The following is a 21,000-nucleotide window of genomic DNA, read 5'->3' as shown; positions in this document are numbered from 1 at the left end:
GTACAATAGAAAGAGTTTGGTAAAGGAGAAACGATGTTTTTAGATGAGCAATTAGGAAATGGTTGTGTTTGGATCAATCTAGATGTAGAAAAAATTAAAAATCTTGAAGATTTATCTGAAATCTACGGATTGGATAAGGAAACCATCGAATATGCGCTGGATAAAAATGAACGTGCCCATATGGATTACAACCGTGAGAATGGGACTGTGACCTTTATCTACAATGTTCTGGACTTAGAAAAGGACAAGGATTACTATGAAGCGATTCCCATGACCTTTATCGTTGAAAACAAACGAATGATTACCATCAGCAACCATAAGAATGCTTATGTCATTGATCAGATGTTAGCTTATCTGGATAGCCATGAGTTGCTTTCTATTTACAAATTTCTTTTTGCTAGTCTAGAAATCATTAGTAACGCCTATTATCCAATCATTGAAAAGATGGATAAGAGTAAAGATGAAGTCAACAGCTTACTTCGTCAGAGAACAACAAAGAAAAATCTCTTTGCTCTTTCCGACTTGGAGACTGGTATGGTTTACTTAACGGCAGCGGCAAAACAAAATCGACTCCTCTTGGAACATATCCAGAGCCATGCTCTTTATCGGAGATTTAATGATGTCGAACGAGAGCAATTTGATGATGCGATGATTGAAGCCCATCAGTTGGTGTCTATGACAGACTTGATTTCTCAAGTCTTGCAACAACTCTCTTCTTCTTACAACAACATCCTAAACAATAACCTGAATGATAGTTTGACAATTTTGACTATTATCTCCGTTTTACTAGCAGTACTTGCGGTTATTACAGGTTTCTTCGGAATGAATGTTCCTCTACCATTTACAGAAGAGCCAAATGCTTGGATTTATATCTTAATAGCTAGCTTGATTTTATGGGCAGCCTTATCTCAATGGCTGAAGAAAATTACTAGAAAATAAAAGAGAAGGAGCCAGAATGGCGATTGAAAATTACATGCCGGACTTTGCTGTAGAAGCAGTTTATGATTTGACAGTCCAAGGCCTGAAAAACCAAGGGATCAAAGCTGTTTTGGTGGATTTGGACAACACTCTGATTGCTTGGAATAACCCTGATGGGACTTCAGAGATGAGGCAGTGGTTACATGACCTTCGTGATGCTGGTATTCGCATTATCGTAGTGTCTAATAACTCTAAAAAACGAGTTCAACGTGCAGTTGAAAAATTTGGGATTGACTATGTTTATTGGGCTTTGAAGCCCTTTACTTTCGGGATTGACCGCGCCATGAAGGAATTTCACTATGAGAAAAACGAAGTGGTTATGGTTGGAGATCAGCTCATGACGGACATTCGAGCGGCTCACCGTGCAGGTATTCGTTCGATTTTGGTCAAACCTTTGGTCCAACATGACTCTATCAAAACACAGATTAACAGAGCTCGTGAGCGCCGTGTCATGAAACAAATCACTGAAAAGTACGGGCCTATCACATATAAAAAAGGAATCTAACTATGGAAGAAATTCTCTGTATTGGTTGTGGAGCAACCATTCAGACGACAGATAAGACTGGTCTAGGCTTTACGCCTCAGTCAGCACTTGAAAAAGGTTTGGAAACTGGAGAGGTTTATTGCCAACGTTGTTTTCGTCTTCGTCATTACAATGAAATCACAGATGTCCAGTTGACGGATGATGATTTCCTCAAACTCTTGCACGAGGTAGGAGACAGTGATGCCTTAGTAGTGAACGTCATCGATATCTTTGACTTTAATGGCTCTGTTATCCCAGGATTGCCTCGCTTTGTATCAGGCAATGATGTTCTCTTGGTTGGGAATAAAAAAGACATCCTACCTAAGTCTGTTAAGCCTGGTAAGATTAGTCAATGGCTCATGGAACGTGCCCACGAAGAGGGTCTTCGTCCTGTCGATGTCGTCTTGACTTCAGCCCAAAACAAGCATGCTATCAAGGAAGTCATTGATAAAATTGAGCACTATCGTAAGGGTCGTGACGTCTATGTAGTTGGGGTTACCAATGTTGGGAAATCAACTCTTATCAACGCAATTATCCAGGAAATTACGGGTGACCAGAACGTCATCACAACATCACGTTTCCCAGGGACAACCTTAGATAAGATTGAGATCCCACTTGATGATGGTTCTTATATCTATGATACACCGGGAATTATCCATCGTCATCAGATGGCCCACTACTTGACGGCTAAAAATCTCAAGTATGTCAGTCCTAAAAAGGAAATCAAACCTAAAACCTACCAGCTCAATCCTGAGCAAACTCTCTTTTTAGGAGGTTTGGGACGCTTTGATTTCATTGCAGGAGAAAAGCAAGGTTTCACAGCTTTCTTTGACAATGAACTCAAACTTCACCGCACCAAGCTAGAAGGAGCCAGTGTCTTTTACGACAAGCACCTGGGAACCCTTCTCACACCGCCAAATAGCAAGGAAAAAGAAGATTTTCCAAAACTGGTCCAACATGTCTTTACTATCAAGGACAAGACAGACCTAGTTATTTCAGGACTAGGCTGGATTCGTGTAACAGGAACTGCCAAGGTCGCCGTCTGGGCACCAGAAGGCGTCGCAGTCGTCACACGAAAAGCAATTATTTAAAATAAAATCAATGAGCGAACAAAGTGAGCTCATGTAGGGATAGTTATTGCCGTGGTGTGATTGCCAATCTATAGATTGGCAAGGGGCGCAATTGAGACCTAGGCTCAATTGTGAGGTCAGGAAATCCATTTTTCAAAGATGAAATCTTTGGGAAATTAGTTCCGACCGTCCCCCACCACCTAAAATAACTATCAAAAAAGGAAGAAAGAATATGTCATTAACATCAAAACAACGTGCCTTCCTCAACAGCCAGGCACATACCCTCAAACCCATCATCCAAATCGGGAAAAATGGTCTCAACGACCAAATTAAAACAAGTGTTCGTCAGGCTCTTGACGCTCGTGAATTGATCAAGGTTACTCTCTTGCAAAACACAGACGAGAATATCCACGAAGTAGCTGAAATCTTGGAAGAAGAAATCGGTGTGGACACAGTTCAAAAAATCGGACGCATCTTGATTTTGTATAAACAATCAAGCAAGAAAGAAAATCGAAAGATTTCTAAAAAAGTTAAAGAAATTTAAAACTTTACTCCAATACTGTTTTTACAGAAGACTAAAGGAGATTAGCCTATGGCAATCGAATTATTAACTCCCTTTACAAAAGTGGAGTTAGAGCCAGAAATCAAGGATAAAAAACGTAAGCAAGTTGGAATCTTAGGGGGAAATTTTAACCCTGTTCACAACGCCCATCTTATCGTGGCGGACCAAGTACGCCAGCAGTTGGGATTGGATCAAGTTCTGCTCATGCCCGAATACCAACCACCTCACGTAGATAAAAAGGAAACCATCCCTGAGCACCATCGCCTCAAGATGCTTGAATTAGCTATCGATGGAATCGAAGGTTTAGCTATTGAGACAATCGAGCTGGAGCGCAAGGGTATTTCTTACACCTACGACACCATGAAGCTTCTAACAGAGAAGAATCCAGACACAGATTACTATTTCATTATCGGTGCCGATATGGTAGACTATTTGCCTAAGTGGTATAGAATTGATGAGTTGGTGGAACTAGTTCAGTTTGTGGGAGTTCAGCGACCACGTTACAAAGCAGGGACTTCTTATCCAGTCATCTGGGTGGATGTGCCTCTCATGGATATTTCATCTAGTATGGTGCGTGATTTTATCGCTCAAGGACGAACACCCAACTTTCTCTTGCCTAAGCCAGTGCTAGACTATATCGAGAAAGAAGGACTTTACTGATGGCATACCAAGACTATATCAACTGTTCCCGTGAAGAATTGTTAGAAAAAATGGCGGAGCTTCTACCTGAAAAACGCCTAACCCATTGTCTGGGTGTAGAGAGTGCAGCCATAGAGCTTGCCCAGCGATTTGGAGTCGATGTTGAGAAAGCTGGTCTAGCAGGCCTCCTTCATGACTATGCTAAAAAGTTGTCAAACCAGGAATTTCTAGACTTGATAGATCGTTATCAACTTGACTCTGATCTTAAAAACTGGGGCAATAATGTCTGGCATGGTATGGTCGGAATTTACAAGATTCGAGAAGATTTGAACTTGCAAGACTCTGAAATTTTGCGCGCAATAGAAATCCATACAGTCGGGGCTGATCAGATGACGGACCTTGATAAGGTTATCTACGTCGCAGACTACATCGAGCACAATCGTGCCTTTCCAGGGGTGGACCAGGCGCGTGAGATTGCAAGTTTATCACTCAATAAGGCAGTGGCCTATGAGACTGCTCGTACTGTGGAGCATTTGGCTCACCAGGGATTTCCCATCTATCCCCAAACCCTTGAAACCTATAACGCCTATGTGCACTATTTGAAAGAGGACTAAATGAACGAAAAAGAATTACTAGAACTAGTCGTGAAAGCGGCTGATGAGAAACGTGCCGAGGACATTCTCGCACTTGATGTACAAGAATTGACCAGTGTGACAGACTACTTTGTCATTACTAGCTCTATGAATAGCCGTCAATTAGACGCTATCGCTGAAAATATCCGTGAAAAAGTAGCTGAAGCAGGCTTTAAAGGTAGCCATGTAGAAGGCGAAGCAGCTGGAGGCTGGGTCTTGCTAGACCTTGGTGGAGTCGTTGTGCATATCTTCTCAGAAGAAATGCGTGCCCACTATAACCTAGAAAAACTATGGCATGAGGCGGATTCAGTAGATTTATCTGAAACCTTGGACTAGTAGATGAACTCAGTTGTAGTCAACTGAGTTTTATTTGCTTATGTTAGAAGAAAATTGTTAGAAAGGATTTGAACCCGTCCTGTAATTCTCGGAAAATAGACAGCCTTCCTTGGAGCTTGGCTCCATCGTCAGGCTCCTAATTTTCTATCGAATTATGGGCGGACTTGGTATCATGTTTTATGGCAACATACGAGACTTTTGCGGCTGTTTACGATGCAGTCATGGATGATAGTTTATACGACAAATGGACGGATTTTTCCCTCCGGCATTTGCCCAAGACTAAGGAGAAAAAGAAACTCTTGGAACTAGCTTGTGGGACAGGGATTCAGTCTGTGCGATTTTCTCAGGCTGGTTTTGATGTAACTGGGCTTGATTTGAGTGCAGATATGTTGAAGATTGCTGAGAAGAGAGCTGCTTCAGCCAAGCAAAAGATTGATTTTATGGAAGGCAATATGCTGGATTTATCCAAGGCTGGTAAATACGACTTTGTGACCTGCTATTCCGATTCTATCTGTTATATGCAGGATGAGGTGGAAGTAGGGGATGTCTTTAAAGAAGTCTATAATGCTCTCAATGAGGACGGAGTTTTCATCTTTGATGTGCATTCGACTTACCAGACTGACGAGGTTTTTCCTGGCTATTCCTATCATGAAAATGCAGAAGACTTTGCCATGCTCTGGGATACCTACGAGGATGCAGCACCACATTCTATCGTGCATGAGTTGACCTTTTTTATCAAGGAAGCGGATGGTTCCTTTAGTCGTCACGACGAAGTGCATGAGGAGCGAACCTACGAAGTCTTGACCTATGATATTTTGCTAGAACAGGCTGGTTTCAAATCCTTCAAACTCTACGCAGACTTTGAGGATAAGGAACCTACAGAAACTAGCACTCGTTGGTTTTTTGTGGCACAGAAGTAGGAGAACATCATGACCATCATAGGTATTATCGCGGAGTTCAATCCTTTTCATAATGGCCACAAATACCTGCTAGAACAGGCGGATGGGTTGAAAATTGTTGCCATGTCTGGGAATTTCATGCAGAGAGGCGAGCCGGCTATCGTTGACAAGTGGACACGGGCTCAAATGGCACTAGAGAATGGAGCGGACTTAGTAGTAGAATTGCCCTTTTTAGTCAGTGTACAGGCAGCAGATTTCTTTGGACAAGGAGCAGTAGATATCTTGGCTCGTTTGGGCATAGATACCCTTTCCTTTGGGACAGAGCAAGTTCTGGATTATCAAAAAATCGTTGACTTATATGCAGAGTGTGGTCAAGAGATGGAGGATTTTGTGGATAAACTGCCTGACTCCCTCTCCTACCCTCAGAAAACGCAAGCTATGTGGAAGGAATTTGCAGGTCTTGATTTTTCGGGTGATACGCCCAATCATGTCTTAGCTCTTGCCTACGCCAAGGCAGTTGCTGGACGAAACATCAAACTTCATCCAATCAAGCGTCAGGGAGCAGGATATCATTCTGTGGACAAGGATGTGGACTTTGCTTCGGCGACAGCTATCCGTCAGCACCAAACAGATCAAGATTTCTTAGAACGCTTTATGCCTTCTGTTACTCTTTTTGAGCAGACGAGTAAGCTGAGTTGGGAAGATTATTTTTCACTTTTACGCTATCAAATCTTGTCAAATCCAGATTTAAGTACTATTTATCAGGTTAATCAAGAGATGGCTGTGCGTATTAAGGAAGCCATCAAAATAGCAAAATCTATTGAGGAATTGGTTGAGTTAGTAGCTACCAAACGCTACACCAAGGCGCGTGTGCGACGCCTCTTGACCTATATCTTGGTGCAGGCTAGAGAAAGTGACTTGCCAGAAGCCATTCATGTCCTAGGTTTTACCGAAAAAGGTAGACAACATCTTAAAGCTCTCAAGGAGCAGGTCAATCTCGTCAGCCGTATCGGTAAAGAACCCTGGGATGCCATGACTCAAAAGGCAGACCAAATTTATCAACTGGGACACCCTAGTATCGCAGAACAAAATTTTGGTCGAGTGCCAATCAGAATTGAAACAAACTAAGTCTACTGAGAGGTGGACTTTTTTCTTATTTTTTGCAAAAAAATTCTTTTAAAAAATAGTTAGGTTTAAGAAGCTTATTTTGCTAAGGAAAATGAAGATATTGCTCCTAAAAATAACTAAAACAACTTCCATTTAAGGTTTGTTAAAAATATTTTTTTGTGGTAAAATGTATAAGAATGTATGTCATTCAGATAAACAAATAAATTGAGGTAAAAACATGGAAATTATGACAATTGTTATAGTTGTTTTTGCCGTCATCATTGGTTTAGTCATTGGATATGTCAGCATCTCAGTCAAGATGAAATCATCACAAGAGGCTGCAGAGTTGATGCTTTTAAATGCTGAACAAGAAGCAACTAATTTACGAGGACAAGCTGAGCGCGAAGCGGATTTATTAATCAATGAAGCTAAAAGCGAAAGCAAATCCCTTAAAAAAGAAGCACTATTGGAGGCTAAAGAAGAAGCCAGAAAATACCGCGAAGAAGTGGACGCTGAATTTAAGTCGGAGCGTCAAGAACTCAAGCAAATCGAAAGTCGTTTGACGGAGAGAGCTACGAGCCTTGACCGTAAAGACGATAATTTGACGAACAAAGAAAAAACACTTGAACAAAAAGAACAAAGTATTTCTGATAGAGCAAAAAACCTTGATGCACGTGAAGAGCAACTAGAGGAAATTGAAAAGCAAAAGCAAGCTGAACTAGAGCGTGTCGGAAGTTTGACACAATCAGAGGCAAAAGACATTATCTTAGCCCAAACAGAAGAAGACTTGACCAAGGAAATTGCTAGTCGCATTCGTGAGGCGGAGCAAGAAGTTAAGGAACGTTCTGATAAGCTTGCTAAGGATATCCTGTCCCAAGCGATGCAGAGAATTGCTGGTGAGTATGTAGCTGAGTCTACCAACTCGACAGTTCATCTGCCTGATGATACTATGAAAGGTCGTATCATTGGTCGTGAAGGGCGTAACATCCGTACTTTTGAAAGTTTGACAGGGGTTGATGTCATCATTGATGATACGCCAGAAGTGGTAACCTTGTCAGGTTTTGATCCTATCCGCCGTGAGATTGCCCGTATGACGATGGAAACCTTGCTCAAGGATGGACGTATTCACCCAGCTCGTATCGAAGAGTTAGTTGAAAAAAACCGTCAAGAAATTGATAACCGTATTCGTGAATATGGTGAAGCAGCAGCCTATGAAATCGGTGCACCTAACCTTCACCCAGACTTGATGAAGATCATGGGTCGCTTACAGTTCCGTACTTCGTACGGACAAAATGTCTTGCGACACTCAATCGAAGTGGCTAAGTTGGCTGGTATCATGGCTAGCGAACTTGGTGAAAATGCAGCCCTTGCCCGTCGTGCAGGATTCCTTCACGATATCGGTAAAGCCATTGACCGAGAAGTAGAAGGTAGCCACGTTGAGATTGGTACTGAATTGGCTCGCAAGTACAAAGAGCATCCAGTCGTGATTAACACGATTGCTAGTCACCACGGAGATGTAGAGCCTGAAAGTGTGATTGCAGTTCTCGTTGCTGCAGCGGACGCCTTAAGCGCAGCCCGTCCAGGAGCTCGTAGCGAATCGCTTGAAAGCTACATCAAACGTCTCCATGATTTAGAAGAAATCGCTAATAGCTTTGAAGGAGTTCAAAATAGCTTTGCCCTTCAAGCAGGTCGTGAAATCCGAATCATGGTAAATCCAGGTCAAATCAAGGACGATAAGGTCACAATCTTAGCTCACAAAGTTCGTGAGAAAATCGAAAGCAACCTCGATTACCCAGGAAATATCAAGGTAACCGTGATTCGTGAACTTCGTGCAGTTGATTATGCAAAATAAATAAGAAAGAGCAGTTGAAAAATTACTGCTTTTTTGTTACACTAGATAGAAAGATTGTAGTAAGCAGAAATGCCTTCACAAAGAGAATTCTTAATGAATTTCCAAGGCATTTCACAAACTATCCAAAGGAGACATCATGGCAGACCGTGGCTTACTAATCGTTTTTTCAGGTCCTTCTGGAGTTGGAAAAGGAACGGTTAGACGAGAAATTTTTGAGAGTTCTGAAAATCAATTCCAATATTCTGTATCTATGACAACACGGGCTCAACGTCCAGGTGAAGTAGACGGAGTTGACTATTTCTTCCGTACGCGTGAAGAATTTGAAGAATTGATCCGTCAAGGACAAATGTTAGAGTATGCAGAGTATGTAGGAAACTACTATGGAACTCCTCTAACTTATGTCAATGAAACACTTGATAAGGGTATTGATGTCTTCCTTGAAATTGAAGTGCAGGGAGCTCTTCAGGTCAAGAAAAAAGTTCCAGATGCAGTCTTTATCTTTTTGACACCGCCAGATTTAGAAGAATTACAAGACCGTCTGGTTGGTCGTGGTACGGATAGCGCAGAAGTGATTGTCCAACGTATCGAAAAAGCCAAAGAAGAAATTGCTTTGATGCGTGAGTACGACTACGCCATTGTCAATGATCATGTTCCTCTTGCTGCAGAACGTGTGAAACGTGTGATTGAAGCTGAACATTTCCGTGTAGATCGTGTTATCGGTCACTATCAGGATATGCTACCAAAGTCTCCGACTATTCGATAAACTATAGAAAACAGGTACAAACAAATGATGCTTAAACCCTCTATTGATACCTTGCTTGACAAGGTGCCATCAAAATATTCACTCGTAATTTTGGAAGCAAAACGTGCTCATGAATTAGAAGCAGGAGCACCTCCAACACAAGAATTCAAATCTGAAAAATCAACTCTTCGTGCTTTGGAAGAAATTGAATCTGGGAATGTAACCATCCATCCAGATCCAGAAGGAAAACGCGAAGCTGTTCGTCGTCGTATCGAAGAAGAAAGACGATTGAGAGAAGAGGAAGAAAAGAAAATCAAAGAGCAAATTGCGAAAGAAAAAGAAGAAGGTGAAAAAATTTAAGGTTGGGGGGACTCAATCTTATTTTTTCTATTGCAAGAATACTCAATCAATTGAAACGATTTAAGTAGAGAAGGAGGTGAGGATATGGTTATTGCAAAAATCATTGTGGATGTTCCCTTGATGCAGACAGACCAACCATATAGTTACAAGGTCCCTGAGGAATTTGTAGATATGCTGGAAGTTGGCATGCGGGTTCATGTACCTTTTGGGAAGGGCAATCGCTTGATTCAGGGGATTGTTCTAGGATTTGAACAAGAGTCCGATGAGGAAGTGGCGGACGAGGATTTGAAAGAGATTGTCGAAGTACTTGATTTTTCTCCAGTCTTAACGGAGGAACAACTCTGGTTGGCCGAAGAACTACGTAAGTCAGTCTTTTCATACAAAATTTCGATTCTTAAAGCCATGCTTCCTGGATTTTTGAACTCTAGCTATGATAAGATTCTCTATCCTCTGGAAGGCTTGAGTCAGGAGGACAAGGAGCGCTTATTCGGTTCGCAAGAATCTCTAGCCTTTTCATCGCTTGACTTAGAAAAGCAGGCTGAGATGATGCGATTGACTCGCAAAGGGCTTTTGAAGTTAGAGTATCAGGCTATAGACCAGAAGAAGGTCAAAACACAGTCTTGGATTCAAGTGAATCTTGACAAATTAGAAAAGCTAGAAATCTCAAACCGCGCCAAGAAGAAATTGGAACTGCGAGATTATTTAGTAGCACATCCAGAAAGTACCCCTTTGGCTGCTTTGTTAGAACATTACTCACGGGAACAAGTCAACTTCTTTGTGGAACAGGGTGCTTTGACGATTCTTCAAAAGGAAGTTCAACGTTCAGCTACCTACTTTGAAGGAATCGAGTCAAATCAAGCCTTAGAGTTAAACCCAGAGCAAAAACTAGCCTGTGAGGCGGTTGTTGGAGCGATTGGGAAGCAACACCCTCCCTTTCTCCTTCAAGGAATCACAGGAAGTGGGAAAACCGAGGTTTACCTGCAGATTATCCAAGGTGCCTTGGATATGGGGAAAACAGCGATTGTTCTTGTACCAGAGATCTCTCTGACACCTCAAATGACTGAGCGCTTTATTGCTCGTTTTGGCGATAAAGTAGCCATTCTCCACTCAGGCTTGTCCAATGGTGAAAAGTATGATGAGTGGCGCAAGGTGGAGCGTGGAGATGCTCAGGTAGTTGTTGGGGCTCGCTCAGCTATTTTTGCACCTTTGAAAAATCTAGGCGTTATTATTATCGATGAAGAGCACGAGGCTAGCTATAAGCAAGATAGCAATCCTCGATACCATGCTAGGGATGTGGCTCTTTTACGAGCTCAGTACAATCAAGCTGCCCTAGTTCTTGGTTCTGCAACACCAAGTCTAGAAAGCCGTGCGCGTGCTGGTAAGGGTGTTTATCAACATCTACGTCTAACTCAACGGGCCAATCCTTTAGCAAGCATTCCTGAAGTTCAACTCATTGACTTTCGTGATTACATCGGGCAGAATGAAACATCAAACTTTACACCACCACTGATTGAGGCAATTCAAGATCGATTGGATAAAAAAGAGCAGGTTGTTCTCATGCTCAATCGTCGTGGTTATTCTAGCTTTGTCATGTGCCGAGAATGTGGGACTGTTGATACCTGTCCAAACTGCGATATTTCCTTGACGCTGCATATGGATACTAAGACTATGAACTGTCATTATTGTGGTTTTACGAAGAAAATTCCACATGTCTGTCCAAACTGTCAGAGTCGTAGCATTCGCTATTATGGAACGGGGACACAGAAGGCTTATGATGAGCTAGCGGAACTCTTTCCAGAGGCACGCATTCTACGCATGGATGTGGATACAACTCGTAAAAAGGGTAGTCACCAAGCTTTACTTGAACAATTTGGCAATGGTGAAGCGGACATATTGCTAGGAACCCAGATGATTGCCAAGGGATTAGATTTTCCAAATGTGACCTTGGTTGGTGTTCTCAATGCGGATACAGCCTTGAACCTGCCTGATTTTCGTTCTTCTGAGAGGACTTTCCAACTCTTGACCCAGGTAGCAGGCCGTGCCGGTCGCGCTGAAAAGGCAGGTCAGGTCTTGATTCAGTCCTATAATCCTAATCATTATGCCATTCGGTTCGCCAAGGATCAGGACTACGAAGGTTTCTATGCCTATGAAATGGGTATCAGACGTCAGTTGGGTTATCCACCTTATTATTTTACTATTGGAATCACCTTATCTCATAAAAAAGAAGAAGAGGTTCTTAGACGTGCTTATCAAGTCATGGAAATTTTGAGGTCAGGTTTATCGGATGCTTGTATCATCCTTGGACCAACACCAAAACCTATCGCTCGCACTCATAACCTCTATCATTACCAAATTTTGATTAAATACCGTTTAGAAGATGAGTTGGCTTCTACCCTTAATCAGGTCTTAGCCCTAACTCAAGAACGTGAAAATAGCGAACTTCGTCTCAGTATTGACAACGAACCGCAACAATTTTTATAGAAGGAGAAAAGATGACAAAACTAATCTTTATGGGAACTCCCAATTTTTCAGCAACTGTTTTAAAGGGGCTTTTGTCAGATGACCGCTACGAGATTGTAGCGGTTGTGACTCAGCCAGACCGGGCTGTCGGCCGTAAAAAAGTCATCCAAGAAACCCCTGTCAAACAAGCAGCCAAAGAGGCAGGACTTCCTATTTACCAACCTGAAAAATTATCGGGTAGTCCAGAAATGGAAGCCATCATGAATTTGGGAGCTGATGGGATTGTAACAGCAGCTTTTGGACAATTTCTCCCAAGTAAACTCCTTGATAGCATGGATTTTGCAGTCAATGTTCATGCTTCGCTTCTTCCAAAGCACCGTGGTGGAGCTCCTATCCATTATGCCTTGATTCAAGGTGATGAAGAAGCAGGAGTAACCATTATGGAAATGGTCAAGGAAATGGATGCAGGGGACATGATTTCTCGTCGCAGTATTCCCATTACTGATGAGGATAATGTTGGAACTTTGTTCGAAAAATTGGCCATTGTTGGGCGTGATTTGCTTTTGGATACTCTACCTGCTTATATAGCTGGCGAGATTCAGACTCAACCGCAAGATCCAAGCCAAGTAACTTTCTCACCTAATATCAAACCAGAGGAAGAAAAATTGGACTGGAACAAGACCAACCGTCAACTCTTTAATCAAATCCGTGGGATGAATCCATGGCCAGTTGCTCATACCTTCCTCAAGGGAGAACGCTTCAAAATCTATGAAGCCTTGCCTGTAGAAGGGAAGGGGAATCCGGGTGAGATTATTTCCATCGGTAAGAAAGAATTGATTGTCGCGACAGCAGAAGGAGCTCTATCTCTCAAACAGGTTCAACCAGCAGGAAAACCTAAAATGGACATTGCTTCCTTCCTCAACGGTGTTGGACGAAGTTTGGCTGTAGGAGAACGATTTGGTGACTAAAGTAGAAACGGCTAGAAACTTAGCCTTAAAGGTGCTAGAGGATGTCTTTGTCAATCAAGCCTACTCCAATATCGCCTTAAATAAACACCTCAAGGGAAGTCAACTGTCAGCAACTGACAAAGGTTTGGTGACAGAGCTTGTTTATGGAACCGTAGCTCGTAAACTAACTTTAGAATGGTATTTGTCTCACTTTATTGAGGATAGAGACAAGCTAGACAGCTGGCTCTATGTTTTGCTTCTCATGAGCGTCTATCAACTCCAATATTTGGATAAGCTTCCTGATCATGCAGTGGTCAATGAAGCGGTAGAAATTGCAAAACTTCGTAAAAAAGGTAGCGAAAAACTGGTCAATGCAGTCCTTCGCCGTATCTTGCGTGAGAGCTTGCCAGATATTGCCAGTATCAAGCGTAAGAACAAGCGTGATTCTATCGCCTACTCTTTGCCAGTGTGGTTAGTTTCTAAGCTCAAGGAAGAGTATGGAGAAGAGCGAGCGCAAGCGATTTTTGAAAGTCTATTAAAACGTAATAAAGCCAGTATCCGGGTGACAGATTTGAGCCGAAAAGAGGAAATTAAAGCTCTGATTGATGCAAGTGATTCTGCTTTATCAGCTTCTGGTCTGGTCAAAGAGCAGGGGCATTTTGCTGGTCATGACTTGTTTGCTGAAGGGGCTATTACTATCCAAGATGAGTCTAGTCAGTTGGTGGCTCCGACACTAGATCTGCAAGGAGACGAGCAGGTTTTGGATGCTTGTGCAGCACCAGGTGGGAAAACAGCCCATATGGCCTCTTATCTGACGACGGGTCAGGTGACTGCATTGGATCTCTACGACCATAAACTCACGTTGATTCAAGAGAATGCTGAGCGATTAGGCGTAGCTGACCGTGTACAAACACAAAAACTGGATGCTAGAAAAGTGCATGAGTTTTTTGACAAGGATCAATTTGATAAAATTCTAGTCGACGCCCCTTGCTCAGGGATTGGACTTTTGCGTCGGAAACCAGATATCAAATACAACAAAGACACTGCTGATTTCGCGTCATTACAGGAAATTCAGCTGGAAATATTAGGTAGTGTTTGTCAAACGCTACGTAAAGGTGGTATAATAACTTATAGTACCTGCACTATTGTCTCTGAGGAGAACTTTCAAGTTGTTCAAGCATTTTTAGAAAGTCATCCCGAGTTCGAGCAGGTTAAACTAGAACACGAATGCAAGGATATCCTGAAAGATGGTTGCATCCTCATTACTCCTGAATTATATGGAAGTGATGGATTCTTTATCAGCCAATTTCGGAAGGTATCCAATTAGGAAGGAACTGACACAATGGAGATTTCATTATTAACAGATGTGGGTCAGAAACGTACAAATAATCAAGACTATGTCAATCTTTTTGTCAACCGTGCCGGTCGTACGATGATTATCTTGGCTGACGGGATGGGAGGACATCGAGCGGGTAATATTGCCAGTGAGATGGCAGTTACGGACTTAGGTGTTGCCTGGGTAGATACTCAGATTGATACCGTTAATGAAGTTCGTGAATGGTTTGCAGAACATCTAGAGATTGAAAATCAAAAGATTTACCAATTAGGCCGAGATGAAGCATATAAGGGAATGGGTACAACTCTAGAAGCCCTTGCAATCATTGATAACCAAGCCATCTATGCTCATATTGGTGATTCTCGTATCGGCTTGGTTCGTGGAGAAGAGTACCACCAATTAACGAGTGATCATTCATTAGTCAATGAGTTACTCAAGGCAGGTCAATTAACACCTGAAGAAGCTGAAGCGCATCCACAAAAAAATATCATTACCCAGTCTATTGGACAAAAAGATGAGATTCAACCTGATTTAGGAATTGTAAGCTTGGAACCTGGTGACTATATCGTTATGAACAGTGATGGTCTCACGAATATGATTTCAGGAAGTGAAATCTATGACATCGTGACAAGTGATATTTCACTTGAAGACAAGGCGGCAACCTTAGTACGTTTTGCAAACAATGCCGGAGGGCTTGATAACATTACTGTTGCCTTGATTGCGATTGAGGAGGAATCAGAATGATCCAGATCGGCAAGATATTTGCCGGACGATATCGGATTATCAAACAAATTGGCCGTGGCGGGATGGCAGATGTCTACCTGGCCAAAGATTTGATTTTAGATGGGGAAGAGGTAGCGGTGAAGGTCCTGAGGACCAACTACCAAACGGATCCAATCGCTGTTGCACGTTTTCAGCGTGAAGCACGTGCGATGGCGGACCTAGATCATCCTCATATCGTTCGAATTACGGATATCGGTGAAGAAGACGGTCAACAATATCTAGCTATGGAATATGTAGCTGGGCTTGACCTCAAACGTTATATTAAAGAACACCACCCTCTATCAAACGAGGAAGCTGTTCGTATCATGGGGCAAATTCTCTTGGCTATGCGTTTGGCGCATGCAAAGGGGATTATTCACCGTGATTTAAAACCTCAAAATATACTCTTGACTCCTGATGGAACCGCAAAAGTTACTGACTTTGGGATTGCAGTGGCCTTTGCAGAAACCAGTTTGACACAGACCAACTCCATGTTGGGTTCTGTTCACTATCTATCACCTGAGCAGGCGCGTGGTTCTAAGGCGACCATACAGAGTGATATTTATGCAATGGGAATTATTTTCTTTGAAATGTTGACGGGTCATATTCCATATGATGGAGATAGTGCTGTTACGATTGCACTTCAGCATTTCCAAAAACCACTTCCTTCGGTCATTGCAGAAAACCCATCAGTGCCACAATCCTTGGAAAACGTAGTTATAAAAGCGACAGCTAAAAAGTTGACAGACCGTTATCAAACTGTCTCAGAGATGTATGTTGACTTATTGAGCAGTCTTTCTTATAACCGTCGAAATGAACCAAAGCTGGTATTTGAAGATACAAGTAAAGTTGACACAAAAACCTTACCGAAAATTTCACAATCTACTTTAACAGCGATTCCTAAAGTGCAACCAAAGGAAGAAAGTCCTCAGAACCAAAAGCCGACTCAAAAGGCAACTAGTAAAGAAACTGTTGCAAAACCAGTCAAGAAACGTCGTTTTAAAGCGAGGTATTTGGTGCTTTTGGCTAGCTTTATACTTGTTTTGGCTTCTCTCTTTTGGATAGTATCCAAAACACCAGCAACTGTTGAAATTCCAAATGTTGCTGGACAAACTGTAGCAGAAGCTAAGGAAAAACTTAAAAAAGCTAATTTTGAAATTGGCGAGGAAAAGTCTGAAGCTAGTGATACGGTAGAAGAAGGCCGAGTGATTCGAACGGATCCAGATGCTGGTTCGTCTCGTAAAGAAGGTATTAAAGTCAATCTCATTATCTCTTCAGGTCAGCAATCATTTAAGATTGGAAATTATATTGGACGCAATTCTACAGACGTCATTGCAGAGTTGAAAGGGAAAAAAGTTCCTGAAAATCTCATCAAGGTTGTAGAAGAAGAATCAAGTGAAACAGAGGCAGGACTTGTTATGAGACAGAGTCTACCAGAAGGAACCACTTATGATCTTAGTAAGGCGACAGAGATTACCTTGACAGTAGCCAAGAAGGTAACTAGCGTTCCTATGCCAAGTTATATTGGATCAAGCCTTGAATTTACCAAGAATAACTTGATTCAGATAGTCGGTGTTAAAGAGGCGAATATTGAAGTAGTAGAGGTTTCTACAGCACCAGAAGGGACTGTTGAGGATACTGTGGTTAGTCAAAGTCCAAAACCAGGTGAAGGTGTAGATTTGAATACAACTCGTATCAAAATTTCTATCTACAAACCGAAAACAACAACAACGACAACAAATCCTTCACAAGGAAATCCATATCGTGGAGAGACAACACCACAGATTAGAGAACCACAGACTACTACAGCTCCATCATCTAATGTTCCTTCAGAGAACCATAATGGTGAGAACTAATCAATCTTTGTCACAGTTTTTGTGACAAAGATTTTTTTTCCTTAAAATTTATGATAAAATAAAAAGAGTTTAAAAAGGAGGGGAACATGGACGAATCAAAAAAACTGAATGCAGTCATTGATGTCATTATGTTAGCAGGAACAATTCTGCTTCGCAATGGATCTGAAATCCATCGTGTCGAAGACACCATGATTCGAATTGCTCATTCACAAGGCATCATGGATTGTAATGTTTTGGCCATGCCTGCAGCTATTTTTTTCTCCATTGAAAATACAAATATCTCTCGAATGAAACGAGTAACCTCCTCTGCTTATAATATTGAGAAGGTGTGTGATGTCAATCAGATTTCACGGCAGCTTGTATCAGGGCGGCTTGATTTGGAGACAGCCTTTATTCAACTCAAGCAATTAAATGCGAAGGCATCTCCCTACACCAATGTTCAGCTAACTGCTGCAGCGACCCTTAGTGCTCCCTTCTTCTCGATCATGTTCGGGGGGAATGTCTACGATGCCATTGGTGCAGGAGTGGCAACCATATTTGCTTTCACCTGTTCTCTTTACGTAGAAAAATTTATCCGTATTCCCTTTATGACAGCTTTTACAGGTGCTCTTGTTTTTGGTTTGATTGCACAATTTTGGGCGCGCTATTCTGGCTTTCCTTCGACAGCCGATTTGGTCATTGCAGGTGCGGTCATGCCGTTTGTACCGGGAATTGCTCTGACCAATGCTGTTAGAGATATTATGACCAATCACATTAACTCTGGTATGAGCAAGATGTTTGAATCCTTGCTGGTTACCCTTGCCTTAGGGGCAGGCACCTCTGTCGCCCTCTTACTCATGAACTAATATGACTCTAACAACATTTTTATTGCAGGCTCTAGCTAGTCTGCTAGCTATTATCACTTTTTTAATCGTTTTAAACGTCCAACGTTCTATGCTCATTCCTGGTGGAGTTTTGGGAATGTCAATCTGGCTGCTCTATCTAATACTCAAGGAGCCAACCAATGTTATTTTGGCGACCTTTATTGCCGCTGTAATTGGTTCTTGTATCAGCCAGATTATGAGTATTCTCTACAAAACACCAGCCGTTGTGTTTGCTTTGGCCATCTTGGCTCCGCTGGTACCAGGGTATCTATCTTATCGAACGACTTCATTTTTTGTGACAGGCGACTATAGAAACGCCATTGCCAGTGCAATGTTGGTGATGATGTTGGCCCTTGTTATTTCAATAGGAATGGCAAGTGGGACAGTCATACTCAAGTTGTATTATTATCTCAAAAAGAATCGAGCTAGCTAAAACTCGATTTTTTCGTTGGTAGAGTGGCTGAAAGAACATGGATAGGACGATGGAAATGAACTTGATTTGGGGAATCAAGTCTTTTTTCGCTCATTTGACCTCAATTATGATAAAATAGAGGTGAACGAATTTTTATAATGAATGATAAAAATAGAGGTAAATATGAAAATCGGTATTGATAAGATTGGTTTTGCGACCAGTCAATACGTTTTGAAATTACAAGATTTAGCAGAAGCTCGAGGGACTGATCCTGAAAAATTGAGTAAAGGACTCCTTTTAAAAGAATTGAGTATTGCTCCTTTAACAGAGGATATTGTTACCTTGGCTGCCAGTGCAGGAGATTCTATCCTGACTGAAGAAGAGAAGCAAGAGATTGATATGGTTATCGTAGCGACAGAATCTGGAGTCGATCAAAGTAAGGCGGCTGCGGTTTTTGTACACGGTCTACTTGGAATTCAACCTTTTGCTCGTAGTTTTGAAATCAAAGAAGCTTGCTATGGTGCAACTGCGGCCCTTCACTATGCTAAGTTACACGTAGAAAATTCTCCAAAATCAAAAGTCTTGGTACTTGCTAGTGATATTGCAAAATATGGTGTCGAAACTCCTGGGGAACCAACTCAAGGAGCAGGTTGTGTTGCCATGTTGATTAGTCAAAATCCACGTGTTATGGTCTTCAACAACGATAACGTTGCGCAGACTCGTGATATCATGGACTTTTGGCGTCCAAATTATTCAACGACACCATTTGTAAATGGAGTCTACTCAACACAGCAGTATTTGGATAGCTTAAAAACGACTTGGGAAGAGTACCAAAAGCGTTATGATTGCGACTTGAATGATTTTGAAGCTATTTGTTTCCATTTGCCATATCCTAAGCTAGCTCTTAAGGGATTGAAAAAAATTCTCGATAAATCTCTACCTCAAGAGAAAAAGGATTTACTTCAAAAACACTTTGATGAGTCCATTATTTACAGCCAAAAGGTTGGGAATATCTATACGGGTTCACTCTTTTTAGGACTCTTGTCTCTTCTTGAAAATTCTGATAGTCTAAAAGCAGGGGACAAGCTTGCTCTCTATAGCTACGGAAGTGGTGCTGTATCTGAGTTCTTCAGTGTGGAATTGGTTGAAGGCTATGAACAGCAATTGCAGAAAAATCGCTTAGAATTGCTAGACCAGCGTCAAGCATTGAGCGTAGCTGATTATGAACGAATCTTTTTTGAGGAAACAAACTTGGATGAGACAGGTTCTGCAACCATGTCAGGTTATGAAGGACAAGACTATGCTCTGGTTGAGATTGTAGAACACCAACGTCGCTACAGCAAGGTTGAAAAATAATGAAAAAAAATTGGAATGGATTTGCTAAAAAATCAGCCCAAGAGCGCCTAGAGCTAGTGAAGTCTCAGGCGCTTACTTCTATAGAGGCGCAGGAAAGTTTAGACCGGAATGAAAATCTCAGTCTAGAAATTGCGGATCAACTGAGTGAAAATGTAGTAGGAACCTTCTCACTTCCATACTCAGTGGTGCCAGAAGTACTGGTAAACGGTCAAGAATACACCGTTCCTTATGTGACCGAAGAGCCATCCGTCGTTGCTGCAGCTAGTTTTGCTAGTAAGATTATCAAACGTGCGGGTGGTTTTACTGCTCAGGTTCATCAACGCCAAATGATTGGTCAGGTAGCTCTTTATCAGGTTCCAGATAGGGATAAAGCATGTCAGGCTATTTTGAGTCAGAAAGCAGAGCTACTCGAACAAGCAAACCAAGCCTATCCATCTATTGTCAAACGTGGTGGTGGAGCGAGAGAGCTAAAAGTTGAGAAAATTTCTGGTGAGGCTGACTTTTTAGTAGTTTATCTCCACGTGGATACTCAGGAAGCCATGGGAGCCAATATGCTCAATACCATGCTTGAAGCTTTAAAACCTAGCTTAGAGGCTCTAAGTCAAGGGCAAAGTTTAATGGGCATTTTATCCAACTACGCAACAGACTCTCTAGTAACTGCAACTTGTCGGATTGCCTTTCGTTATTTGAGTCGCCAGAAGGATGAAGCGCGTGAACTAGCTGAAAAAATGGTTTTAGCCAGCCACTTTGCTCAAGCAGATCCTTATCGAGCAACCACCCATAATAAAGGAATCTTCAACGGAATCGATGCTCTCTTGATTGCGACAGGAAATGATTGGCGTGCCATCGAAGCAGGAGCGCATGCCTATGCGAGTCATGATGGTGCTTATCGAGGTCTCAGTCGTTGGACTATGGATTTGGAAACAGAAGAGCTAATCGGAGAGATGACTATGCCGATGCCGGTTGCGACCAAAGGTGGATCAATTGGTCTTAATCCTCGTGTAGTCCTCAGCCATGAGTTGCTAGGTCATCCATCAGCTAAGGAATTGGCCCAAATTACCGTGTCAATTGGTCTTGCACAAAATTTTGCAGCTCTTAAAGCTCTTGTCAGCACAGGAATTCAGCATGGACACATGAAACTTCAAGCGAAGTCACTGGCCCTCCTTGCAGGAGCCACAGAGGCTGAAGTGCCTAAGTTGGTAGAAAGCTTGATTGCTGAAAAAACTTTTAATTTAGAAAAAGCCCAAACTCTTTTGAAAAACTTAAGATCATAAGAAAAAACTCAGACGAAACTAGTCTGAGTTTTTT

Annotated in this window: 21 protein-coding genes; all 21 read left to right on the top strand. The window is 42.0% G+C overall.

Going from position 1 to position 21,000, the window contains the following annotated elements; translation table 11 throughout:
• Positions 1 to 33 precede the first annotated feature (33 nt).
• The 21 genes from AB2B47_RS07490 (at position 34) to AB2B47_RS07390 (ending at position 20,966) form a co-directional block, all read left to right on the top strand.
• Positions 34 to 939: a magnesium transporter CorA family protein gene (locus tag AB2B47_RS07490; RefSeq protein ID WP_320693996.1), complete on the top strand. Its 906-nt coding sequence runs from the start codon at positions 34 to 36 to the stop codon at positions 937 to 939.
• 16 nt (positions 940 to 955) lie between these two features.
• On the top strand, positions 956 to 1,483 hold the full coding sequence (locus AB2B47_RS07485; RefSeq protein ID WP_320693995.1) for a YqeG family HAD IIIA-type phosphatase: 528 nt from the start codon (positions 956 to 958) through the stop codon (positions 1,481 to 1,483).
• Between the two features lie 2 nt (positions 1,484 to 1,485).
• Positions 1,486 to 2,592: a ribosome biogenesis GTPase YqeH gene (yqeH, locus tag AB2B47_RS07480; RefSeq protein ID WP_320693994.1), complete on the top strand. Its 1,107-nt coding sequence runs from the start codon at positions 1,486 to 1,488 to the stop codon at positions 2,590 to 2,592.
• A 211-nt stretch (positions 2,593 to 2,803) separates the two neighbouring features.
• A complete protein-coding gene (yhbY, locus tag AB2B47_RS07475; protein WP_000060171.1) occupies positions 2,804 to 3,115 on the top strand; it encodes a ribosome assembly RNA-binding protein YhbY in 312 nt (103 codons plus the stop codon).
• A gap of 48 nt (positions 3,116 to 3,163) precedes the next feature.
• The gene (locus tag AB2B47_RS07470; protein ID WP_000963691.1) at positions 3,164 to 3,793 is read left to right on the top strand and encodes a nicotinate-nucleotide adenylyltransferase; all 630 of its coding nucleotides are present in this window, start codon (positions 3,164 to 3,166) and stop codon (positions 3,791 to 3,793) included.
• Positions 3,793 to 4,386: a bis(5'-nucleosyl)-tetraphosphatase (symmetrical) YqeK gene (gene yqeK, locus AB2B47_RS07465; RefSeq protein ID WP_320693993.1), complete on the top strand. Its 594-nt coding sequence runs from the start codon at positions 3,793 to 3,795 to the stop codon at positions 4,384 to 4,386. Before AB2B47_RS07470 ends, yqeK begins: the two co-directional genes overlap by 1 nt.
• Positions 4,387 to 4,740: a ribosome silencing factor gene (gene rsfS, locus AB2B47_RS07460; protein ID WP_006152697.1), complete on the top strand. Its 354-nt coding sequence runs from the start codon at positions 4,387 to 4,389 to the stop codon at positions 4,738 to 4,740. It begins immediately after the preceding gene.
• A 179-nt stretch (positions 4,741 to 4,919) separates the two neighbouring features.
• Positions 4,920 to 5,660, top strand: a complete 741-nt coding sequence (locus AB2B47_RS07455; RefSeq protein ID WP_006152708.1) for a class I SAM-dependent DNA methyltransferase — start codon at positions 4,920 to 4,922, stop codon at positions 5,658 to 5,660.
• Between the two features lie 9 nt (positions 5,661 to 5,669).
• Positions 5,670 to 6,767 (top strand): nucleotidyltransferase, encoded by a 1,098-nt coding sequence (locus AB2B47_RS07450; protein ID WP_320693992.1) that lies wholly within the window; start codon positions 5,670 to 5,672, stop codon positions 6,765 to 6,767.
• Positions 6,768 to 6,984: 217 nt separating this feature from the next.
• Positions 6,985 to 8,598, top strand: coding sequence for a ribonuclease Y (locus tag AB2B47_RS07445; protein WP_006152689.1), 1,614 nt, complete (start codon positions 6,985 to 6,987; stop codon positions 8,596 to 8,598).
• A 136-nt stretch (positions 8,599 to 8,734) separates the two neighbouring features.
• Complete coding sequence (gmk, locus tag AB2B47_RS07440) at positions 8,735 to 9,361, top strand: guanylate kinase (protein ID WP_320693991.1); 627 nt, start codon at positions 8,735 to 8,737, stop codon at positions 9,359 to 9,361.
• Between the two features lie 24 nt (positions 9,362 to 9,385).
• Positions 9,386 to 9,700, top strand: coding sequence for a DNA-directed RNA polymerase subunit omega (rpoZ, locus tag AB2B47_RS07435; protein ID WP_006152731.1), 315 nt, complete (start codon positions 9,386 to 9,388; stop codon positions 9,698 to 9,700).
• Between the two features lie 84 nt (positions 9,701 to 9,784).
• The gene (locus tag AB2B47_RS07430; protein WP_320693990.1) at positions 9,785 to 12,181 is read left to right on the top strand and encodes a primosomal protein N'; all 2,397 of its coding nucleotides are present in this window, start codon (positions 9,785 to 9,787) and stop codon (positions 12,179 to 12,181) included.
• An 11-nt stretch (positions 12,182 to 12,192) separates the two neighbouring features.
• Positions 12,193 to 13,128: a methionyl-tRNA formyltransferase gene (fmt, locus tag AB2B47_RS07425; RefSeq protein ID WP_320693989.1), complete on the top strand. Its 936-nt coding sequence runs from the start codon at positions 12,193 to 12,195 to the stop codon at positions 13,126 to 13,128.
• Positions 13,121 to 14,434, top strand: coding sequence for a 16S rRNA (cytosine(967)-C(5))-methyltransferase RsmB (rsmB, locus tag AB2B47_RS07420; RefSeq protein ID WP_320693988.1), 1,314 nt, complete (start codon positions 13,121 to 13,123; stop codon positions 14,432 to 14,434). Before fmt ends, rsmB begins: the two co-directional genes overlap by 8 nt.
• 15 nt (positions 14,435 to 14,449) lie before the next feature.
• Positions 14,450 to 15,187 (top strand): Stp1/IreP family PP2C-type Ser/Thr phosphatase, encoded by a 738-nt coding sequence (locus AB2B47_RS07415; RefSeq protein ID WP_045615317.1) that lies wholly within the window; start codon positions 14,450 to 14,452, stop codon positions 15,185 to 15,187.
• A complete protein-coding gene (pknB, locus tag AB2B47_RS07410; protein ID WP_320693987.1) occupies positions 15,184 to 17,061 on the top strand; it encodes a Stk1 family PASTA domain-containing Ser/Thr kinase in 1,878 nt (625 codons plus the stop codon). The genes AB2B47_RS07415 and pknB overlap by 4 nt, the downstream gene beginning before the upstream one ends.
• 86 nt (positions 17,062 to 17,147) lie before the next feature.
• The gene (locus tag AB2B47_RS07405) at positions 17,148 to 17,906 is read left to right on the top strand and encodes a threonine/serine exporter family protein (protein ID WP_320693986.1); all 759 of its coding nucleotides are present in this window, start codon (positions 17,148 to 17,150) and stop codon (positions 17,904 to 17,906) included.
• Position 17,907: 1 nt separating this feature from the next.
• Complete coding sequence (locus tag AB2B47_RS07400) at positions 17,908 to 18,357, top strand: threonine/serine exporter family protein (RefSeq protein WP_320693985.1); 450 nt, start codon at positions 17,908 to 17,910, stop codon at positions 18,355 to 18,357.
• 162 nt (positions 18,358 to 18,519) lie between these two features.
• Positions 18,520 to 19,692 (top strand): hydroxymethylglutaryl-CoA synthase, encoded by a 1,173-nt coding sequence (locus AB2B47_RS07395; protein ID WP_320693984.1) that lies wholly within the window; start codon positions 18,520 to 18,522, stop codon positions 19,690 to 19,692.
• The gene (locus tag AB2B47_RS07390) at positions 19,692 to 20,966 is read left to right on the top strand and encodes a hydroxymethylglutaryl-CoA reductase, degradative (protein ID WP_320693983.1); all 1,275 of its coding nucleotides are present in this window, start codon (positions 19,692 to 19,694) and stop codon (positions 20,964 to 20,966) included. The genes AB2B47_RS07395 and AB2B47_RS07390 overlap by 1 nt, the downstream gene beginning before the upstream one ends.
• Positions 20,967 to 21,000 lie beyond the last annotated feature (34 nt).

The sequence above is a fragment of the Streptococcus wuxiensis genome, from assembly GCF_040888245.1.
Lineage (GTDB): Bacteria > Bacillota > Bacilli > Lactobacillales > Streptococcaceae > Streptococcus > Streptococcus wuxiensis.
The sequence above is the reverse complement of the archived record's forward strand: the minus strand, read 5'-3'. Positions and strand labels throughout refer to the sequence as shown.

Bases quoted from the DNA above. Each gene is read 5' to 3' on its own strand.
- rsfS (WP_006152697.1), top strand. From the start codon at position 4,387: ATGAACGAAAAAGAATTACTAGAACTAGTCGTGAAAGCGGCTGATGAG.
- AB2B47_RS07415 (WP_045615317.1), top strand. From the start codon at position 14,450: ATGGAGATTTCATTATTAACAGATGTGGGTCAGAAACGTACAAATAAT.
- fmt (WP_320693989.1), top strand. From the start codon at position 12,193: ATGACAAAACTAATCTTTATGGGAACTCCCAATTTTTCAGCAACTGTT.
- AB2B47_RS07445 (WP_006152689.1), top strand. From the start codon at position 6,985: ATGGAAATTATGACAATTGTTATAGTTGTTTTTGCCGTCATCATTGGT.
- AB2B47_RS07490 (WP_320693996.1), top strand. From the start codon at position 34: ATGTTTTTAGATGAGCAATTAGGAAATGGTTGTGTTTGGATCAATCTA.
- AB2B47_RS07430 (WP_320693990.1), top strand. From the start codon at position 9,785: ATGGTTATTGCAAAAATCATTGTGGATGTTCCCTTGATGCAGACAGAC.
- yqeK (WP_320693993.1), top strand. From the start codon at position 3,793: ATGGCATACCAAGACTATATCAACTGTTCCCGTGAAGAATTGTTAGAA.
- AB2B47_RS07400 (WP_320693985.1), top strand. From the start codon at position 17,908: ATGACTCTAACAACATTTTTATTGCAGGCTCTAGCTAGTCTGCTAGCT.
- rpoZ (WP_006152731.1), top strand. From the start codon at position 9,386: ATGATGCTTAAACCCTCTATTGATACCTTGCTTGACAAGGTGCCATCA.
- AB2B47_RS07455 (WP_006152708.1), top strand. From the start codon at position 4,920: ATGGCAACATACGAGACTTTTGCGGCTGTTTACGATGCAGTCATGGAT.
- AB2B47_RS07485 (WP_320693995.1), top strand. From the start codon at position 956: ATGGCGATTGAAAATTACATGCCGGACTTTGCTGTAGAAGCAGTTTAT.
- AB2B47_RS07405 (WP_320693986.1), top strand. From the start codon at position 17,148: ATGGACGAATCAAAAAAACTGAATGCAGTCATTGATGTCATTATGTTA.
- AB2B47_RS07390 (WP_320693983.1), top strand. From the start codon at position 19,692: ATGAAAAAAAATTGGAATGGATTTGCTAAAAAATCAGCCCAAGAGCGC.
- AB2B47_RS07450 (WP_320693992.1), top strand. From the start codon at position 5,670: ATGACCATCATAGGTATTATCGCGGAGTTCAATCCTTTTCATAATGGC.
- yhbY (WP_000060171.1), top strand. From the start codon at position 2,804: ATGTCATTAACATCAAAACAACGTGCCTTCCTCAACAGCCAGGCACAT.
- AB2B47_RS07395 (WP_320693984.1), top strand. From the start codon at position 18,520: ATGAAAATCGGTATTGATAAGATTGGTTTTGCGACCAGTCAATACGTT.
- yqeH (WP_320693994.1), top strand. From the start codon at position 1,486: ATGGAAGAAATTCTCTGTATTGGTTGTGGAGCAACCATTCAGACGACA.
- pknB (WP_320693987.1), top strand. From the start codon at position 15,184: ATGATCCAGATCGGCAAGATATTTGCCGGACGATATCGGATTATCAAA.
- AB2B47_RS07470 (WP_000963691.1), top strand. From the start codon at position 3,164: ATGGCAATCGAATTATTAACTCCCTTTACAAAAGTGGAGTTAGAGCCA.
- gmk (WP_320693991.1), top strand. From the start codon at position 8,735: ATGGCAGACCGTGGCTTACTAATCGTTTTTTCAGGTCCTTCTGGAGTT.